The organism is Streptomyces sp. IBSBF 2435, from assembly GCF_036815005.1.
Classification (GTDB): Bacteria; Actinomycetota; Actinomycetes; order Streptomycetales; family Streptomycetaceae; genus Actinacidiphila.
In genome coordinates this window covers 39,097-45,691 of the sequence record NZ_JAJSYW010000023.1, presented here as the reverse complement: position 1 = coordinate 45,691, position 6,595 = coordinate 39,097, and the positions used below count along the sequence as shown (strand labels likewise).

The following is a 6,595-nucleotide window of genomic DNA, read 5'->3' as shown; positions in this document are numbered from 1 at the left end:
GTCGTGGGGGGAGTGGTGGGCGGGGTCGGGTTGTTGCCCGCGGGCGCGGTGCCGTAGACGAGCGCGCCGGCGTCCTGCACGGTGAGCTTCGGCCAGTTCGCGTACGCGGTCTGCGCGCCGTTGAAGGAGTAGTCGTCGGACTGGGTCAGCGTCTGCCAGTCCGCCCGGTAGAAGCGCAGTTGCAGGTCACCGGTGTTCTGCCCGGGCGCGAGCGAGCCCGCGCCCGCGGTGAAGCCGACCTCCAGGTAGCGGTCGGCGGTCGCGGTGGGATTGGCCAGTGCGCCGAAGGTGCCGGTGACGTTGGCGCAGCCCTTGACCGCCCAGGAGCACGCGAAGCGGTAGGTGACCCCCGGGCCGTCGGACTTGAAGTAGTAGCGGACCGTGACCCGGCTCAACGGGACGCTGCCCGTACCGGTGTTGGTGACCTCCAGCCACGGCTCCGCCTGGTCGGCGGTCGCACCGGAGGCGCTCGTACGGTACTGCGCGGTCAGCGAGTCCTGGGCCGCCGCCGCGGGCAGCGCGGTGAGCGCGGCGCAGCCGAGGCCGGCCGCCGCGCACACCGCCATCGCGGTGCGCATCCTCGCGGTGAGCCGCAATCTGCCCTTGGGTGAACGGTTTTGTGCGGTGTTTCCTGACACGGGTGATCCCTTTCCAGTGGGGTGGTGACTGGGTCAGCGCAGAGTGGTCGTGGGGGCCGGGCTGCGGCGCGGCACACGCAGCGCGTCGAGGCGGGCCTCGTGCAGCCGCAGCGCGGGGGAGAAGTCGGCGGACCAGTCGCTGGCCGGGTTCCAGGCCCGGTCGGCGAGTGCGGCCAGCCGCGGGAAGGCCAGATACTCGGCATGCGCGGGAGTGCTGACGTACTCGGTCCACAGCTGCGCCTGGGTGCCGAGCACCCGGGCGGCGGCGGCCGGGTCCCAGTCGGCGGGCGCGGCCTCGGCGCCGTGCACCGCCCGCAGGTCCACCACACCGCCCGCCTGGCCCGGCGGCTCCGCCGGGTCGGCGGACTGCGGGTAGTCGAGGTACGTCGAGCGGTAGGGAGTCATGATCACGTCGTGGCCGCGCCGGGCCGCGGCGAGGCCGTGCGCGGAGTCCCGCCACGGCATCACGGTGAAGTCTGCGGGCAGCGCGCCCGAGTCCTCCGCCCAGCACACCGGCCGCCGCCCCTGCGCCAGCAGGAAGTCGCCGACCTGCCCCAGGAACCAGCCGTGCAGCGCCCGGGGCGCCCCGAGCCCCAGTTCGGCCGCCCGCCGCCGCGCGGCCGTACTGGTCTCCCACTCGGTGACTGGGCACTCGTCGCCGCCGACGTGCACATACGGGGAGGGGAAGACGTCGAGCACCTCGCCGAGCACGGTCCTGCAGAAGTCCAGCACCTCGTCGTGGACGCCGAGCACCGTGTCGCACACGCCCCACTCGGTCCACACGTCCAGCGCACGCCCCGGCACATTGCCCAGCCCCGGATACGCCGCCAGGGCCGCGCGCGCATGGCCGGGCATCTCGATCTCGGGGACGACGGTGACCCCGCGCTCGGCAGCGTAGGCGACCAGGCCGCGCAGCTCGGCGGCCGTGTAGGCGCCGGAGTGCGGCACCGCGCCCGCGCGCGCCCCGCCGACCTCGGTCAGCGCGGGGAAGGCCGCGACCGGCATCCGCCAGCCCTGGTCGTCGGTCAGGTGCAGATGCAGCACATTGAGTTTGTGGAAGGCCAGCAGGTCGGTGAAGCGGCGCAGGAAGGACACCGGCTGGAAGTGCCTGGCCACATCGAGCATCGCGCCCCGCCAGCCGAACCGCGGCACATCGGTGATCTGCACCCCGGGCATCCGCCACGGCACCCCGCTCACCGGGCGCGCAGACAGGGCCTGCGCGGGCAGCAGCTGGCGGATCGTCTGCACACCGCGCAGCAGCCCGGCCGGGCGGGCCGCCCGCAGCAGCACCGCGTCGGGGCCGACGGTCAGGCCGTAGCCCTCGTCGCCGAGGCCGCCGAGCATCGCGTCGACGACCAGGACGACAGTGCCGGTGGGGGACTGCCGCAGCGGCAGCCCGGTGGCCGGGGCGAGCAGCGTACGCAGCAGCCGGGCGGCGCCCAGCGCGTCGCCCGAGGCGCGCACCGCGGTGGACTCGTCGAAGGTGAAGTGGCCGGGGATACGGGCGAACTGGGTGGGGTGCGGAATGATCACGGCGGTGGCTCTCCAGGTCTCCCCGGCCGCCGGCGGGCGGGAGCGGGGATAGGGCGGCGCGGGGCAGCACGGGTCGCGCGCTCGGCGGCGCGGACCGCGGGGGCGCGGGTGTTCGGGGACGGCGGGGCCGCCGGTGCGGTCAGCCCTTGACGGCGCCCGCGGTCATGCCGGAGGTGACGCGGTTCTGCAGGAGCAGGAAGACCACCAGCACCGGCAGCATGAACAGCGACGAGGCGGCCATCGTGGCGCCCCAGTCGGTGCCGAAGACATTGCTGAACGACGACAGCCAGACCGGCAGGGTGCGGGCGCCCTGGTTCTTGATGATCAGGGTGTTGGCGAAGGCGAACTCGTTCCACGCCGTGATGAAGCCGAACAGCGAGGTGGACAGCAGCCCGGGCGCCAGCAGCGGGAAGGTCACCCGGCGGAAGGCCTGCGGCCTGGTGCAGCCGTCGACCTGCGCCGCCTCCTCCAGCTCCACCGGGATCGCGGCCAGGAAGCCGCGCAGCGTCACGATGGTGAAGGGCAGCGTCATCATGAAGTAGATCAGTGTCAGCATCGACAGCCTGTCGAGCATGTCGGTGTCCCTGGCGATCACGTACATCGGGATCAGCAGCGCCTCCCAGGGCGCCATCTGCGCGACGAACACCAGCAGGATGAACGCCCGCCGCCCGCGCCACCGCATCCGCCCGACCGCGAAGGCCGCCAGCAGCGCCACCACCAGCGCCATCAGCACCGCGCCGAGCGTCACCGTCAGGCTGTTGCGCCAGAAGGTGCCGAAGCCGGGGGAGTCCACGGCGGTGCGGAAGTGCGCCAGCGTGGGGTGCAGCGGCAGGAAGGACGGCGAGTCCGACTGGATGTCGGAGGCGGGCGTGAAGGCGGTGAGCACCATCCAGTAGATCGGGAAGACCGACACGGCCAGCGTGAGCAGGGCGGCCAGGTTCAGCGGCAGCCGGCGCAGCCGCGGGCGTCGGCGCGGCAGCCGCACCGGGGCTTTACCAGTGGTGGTAAGAGCGGTCACAGCGCTCCCTCCTGGCGGAACATCCGGCGCAGGTTGAACACCAGCGCGACGAGCAGGATCAGCACGGTCAGGGTGGAGACGGCCGCGCCGAGGTCGTACTTGTGCAGCGACTGGGCGATCTGGAAGGCGTAGACCGGCAAGGTGGTGGTGGCGCCGTTCGGGCCGCCCTCGCCGATCACCCAGATCTGGGTGAACGCCTTGAAGCACCAGATCACTTCGAGCGAGGTGACGAGCGCGAACAGCGGGCGCAGCATCGGGAAGGTGACCAGCCGGAAGGACTGCCAGGCGCTCGCCCCGTCGATCTTCGCCGACTCGTACAGCTCGGCCGGGATGGTGGTGAGGCCGCCGTAGAGGGTCAGCGCGGCGAACGGCACCGACTGCCACACCACCAGGACGACCAGGATCGCGAAGGTCGAGCCGCCGTGCGCGAACCAGGTGTAGTCCCGGTACGAGTCGAAGCCCAGCTTGACCAGTGCCCAGTTGACCACTCCGAAACGGGACTGGAACAGCCACTGGAAGATGGTGGTGGCGGCGATGACGGGCGTCGCCCAGGTCAGCACCAGGCCGCTCATCACCGCCAGCCGCATCCGCCGGCCGAGCCTGATCAGCATCAGCGACACCGCGGTGCCGAGCACCATGATCAGCGCGACGTTCAGCCCGGTCCACCACAGGGTGCGGCGCACCACCGTCCAGAACTCCGGATCGTCCAGCACCGTGCGGTAGTTGGCGAAGCCGACCCAGGTCGCGCCGCCCCGGATCAGCTGGCCGAGGCCGAAGTGCTGGAAGGACATGACGGTGTTTCTGACGATCGGGTAGACCAGCAGGAACACCGCCCCGACCACGGTGGGCGCGACCAGCAGGTACGGCCAGAGCGCGGCGACCCGTACCCGCCGCCGCACCCGCGGCGGCGCCGGTGGCGGATCCGTGACGGCCGGCCGCGGCGCGGCGGCGGAGTGGGCGGTGAGCACGGGATCCTCCTGGGGTGTCGGCGGGCTGCGGCGGGGCGGGGTCAGGAGGCGGTGTTGAGCGCCTTGGTGATCGCGTCGGAGGCGGTCCTGCCCGCCGCGTCCGGGTCGGCGCCGGTCAGCACCTGGGTCATGTACTGCTTGATCGGGTTGTTCGCCTCGACCGCCGCCCAGTTCGGGGAATTCGGGGTGGCGTGGCCGTTCGCCGCGCCGACCGCCATCACCGACGCGCCGGGATTGCCGGCCAGGACCGAAGCCAGCGAGGTGCGGTTGGGCACGTAGCTCATCTCCTTGGCCATGTCGGTCTGGAAGGCGGTGCCCGCGAGCGCCTTGACCACTTCGTAGGCCAGCGCCTGGTGCCGCGAGGCCTCCGGGATCACCAGGTCGGAGCCGCCGGTGAAGACCGCGCCGGGCTTGTCGGCGGTCTTGCCCGGGATCGGGAAGAAGCCGATCCTGTCCTTCATCGCCGGGTTGGCCTTGGTGATGACCGCGGCGCCGCCGGGCACCGAGATGATCTGCGCGCTCTTGCCCTTGGCGAAGACGTCCGCCTGCAGCGGCTTGGCCTCGTCGGCGTCCTTGGGACCCTTGCCGAGTGCCTGGAGCTGCTGGTAGAAGGCCATGCCCGCCTTGGCCTGCGGGGTGTCCAGGGCACCCTTCCACTGGTCGCCGTCCTTGACCGCGAGGTCGCCGCCCTCGTCCCAGACGAAGCCGGCCAGCGCGTACCAGGTCTGCCCCGGCAGGTAGATCCCGTCGTTGCCGCCGGTGTTGAGCTTGGCGGTGTCCGCGATCCACTCGGCGCGGGTCTTGGGCGGGGCGGTGATGCCGGCCTTCGCGAAGAGGTCCTTGTTGTAGATCACCACGCGGTTGGCGGCGTACCACGGCACGCCGTACTGCTTGCCGTCGATCTTCCCCGGGTCGGCGAGCCCGGGTATCCAGTCGGAGCCCTGGAGGTCGGCCACCTTGGCGGTGAGGTCCTCGACGCCGCCGCTGGCCGCGTACTGCGCGACCTGCGTGTTGCCGACCTCCATCACGTCCGGCGCGTCCTTGCTGGCCAGCGCGCTGGTGATCTTCTGGCCTATGCCGTCCCACGGCTGGATCTGGATGTCCAGGGTGGTGCCCTTGTGCGCCGCCTCGAAGGAGGTCTTGAAACGGCTGAGGACACCGTCGGACATGCTGTCCTGCATGATCCAGACGGTCAGCTCGGCCGGGGCCGCGGCGGCGCTGCCGGGGGAGTCGGAGGAGTCGTCGGACGACGAGCCGCAGGCGGTGAGGCCGGTGACGGCCGCCAGGGCGAGCGCGGCGGCGGCGGGGAGGAGTCGGGATCTCACGGTGATGTCACCTCGGGAAGCGCGGGCGGAATTGACCACTTGCCAACTGGTCTGGTGCTGCTCGCAGAAGGTGGCATAGACCACTGGTGACGTCAAGGCCTCGCGCGCTGCCGGGAATCCGGTCGTATACCGTTGTGTACCGGGACGCAGCCGCCCGCCATGGCTGGCATGCTGGTCAGCATCTGGATAACCTCAGCTGGACAACCCGCAGTACGGAAAGGACACCAGTCATGGTCAGCGAGCCGTCGCGCTCCGCGGTGAAACGCGAACGGGTCCGCGACTACCTCATGGAACTCGTCGAGTCCCGCGCCCCCGGCGACCCGATCCCCTCCGAGCGCACCCTGTGCGAACAGCTCGGCGTCTCCCGGCCCACCCTGCGCTCGGCCGTGGACGAACTGGTCACCACCGGGCTGCTGCTGCGCGAGCACGGGCGCGGCATGTTCGTCGCCCGCGCCAAGATCACCCAGGAGCTGGCCCCGGCCCGCGACGCGTACCGCCTGCCGCAGGCGTCCGGCAGCTGGGCGAGCCGGGTGCTGGAGTTCACCACGGTGCAGGCGGGTGCCCGTGTCGGCCGCAAGCTGCACATCTCGCCGGCCGCGGAGATCACGTACATCGCGCGGCTGCGGCTCGTCGACGACGAGCCGATGGCCATCGAGTACCTCCATGTGCCCGCGGCACTCGTCCCCGGACTGCGCCCCGACGACATGGAGTCCGGCGACTTCTACGACTTCCTGCGGGAGCGGCACGGGGTGCGGGTGCACGAGGCCGTGCAGTCCATCGAGCCGACCGTCACCAACGAGGAGGAGGCCAGGCTGATCGGGGTGCCCGTGCTCTCACCCGCACTGCTCTTCGAGCGGCTGACCAAGGACGCGACGGGGCGGCCGGTGGAGTACGTCCACTCGGTCTACCGGGGTGACCGCTACCGGATCGTCTCCCGGCTGACCCTGGGCGACGCCGCCCCGGCCACGCCCCTGTCCCCGGCCCAGCACCACCCGGGCATCCCCCCGGGCGACCTCGATTCCCGCCGGGAGGTGCCGGCGATGACCACCGGTGACGTCCAGCCAGGTTCTTGACCCGAGCTGGGTCCTGGCTGCCCTTCCCTCCGGTCCGTCG

General features: G+C 71.7%; 6 protein-coding genes. 1 reads left to right on the top strand and 5 read right to left on the bottom strand.

The window, feature by feature from the left end; all coding sequences use genetic code 11:
• The 5 genes from V7E46_RS07005 to V7E46_RS06985 form a co-directional block, all read right to left on the bottom strand.
• A partial coding sequence (locus V7E46_RS07005) for a cellulose binding domain-containing protein (RefSeq protein ID WP_333767599.1) occupies window positions 1-578 on the bottom strand: 578 nt, incomplete at its 3' end.
• A gap of 93 nt (window positions 579-671) precedes the next feature.
• The gene (locus tag V7E46_RS07000; RefSeq protein WP_443054043.1) at window positions 672-2,171 is read right to left on the bottom strand and encodes a beta-N-acetylhexosaminidase; all 1,500 of its coding nucleotides are present in this window, start codon (window positions 2,169-2,171) and stop codon (window positions 672-674) included.
• A gap of 139 nt (window positions 2,172-2,310) precedes the next feature.
• Window positions 2,311-3,189: a carbohydrate ABC transporter permease gene (locus V7E46_RS06995; RefSeq protein WP_443054041.1), complete on the bottom strand. Its 879-nt coding sequence runs from the start codon at window positions 3,187-3,189 to the stop codon at window positions 2,311-2,313.
• Window positions 3,186-4,157 carry a carbohydrate ABC transporter permease gene (locus V7E46_RS06990; RefSeq protein ID WP_443054040.1) on the bottom strand — a complete coding sequence of 324 codons (972 nt, stop codon included), beginning with the start codon at window positions 4,155-4,157 and terminating at the stop codon, window positions 3,186-3,188. The genes V7E46_RS06995 and V7E46_RS06990 overlap by 4 nt, the downstream gene beginning before the upstream one ends.
• Window positions 4,158-4,198: 41 nt before the next feature.
• On the bottom strand, window positions 4,199-5,482 hold the full coding sequence (locus V7E46_RS06985; protein ID WP_329173671.1) for an extracellular solute-binding protein: 1,284 nt from the start codon (window positions 5,480-5,482) through the stop codon (window positions 4,199-4,201).
• A 230-nt stretch (window positions 5,483-5,712) separates the two neighbouring features.
• On the opposite strand from V7E46_RS06985, the gene V7E46_RS06980 reads away from it, so the two are divergent.
• A complete protein-coding gene (locus V7E46_RS06980) occupies window positions 5,713-6,555 on the top strand; it encodes a GntR family transcriptional regulator (RefSeq protein ID WP_333767594.1) in 843 nt (280 codons plus the stop codon).
• Window positions 6,556-6,595 lie beyond the last annotated feature (40 nt).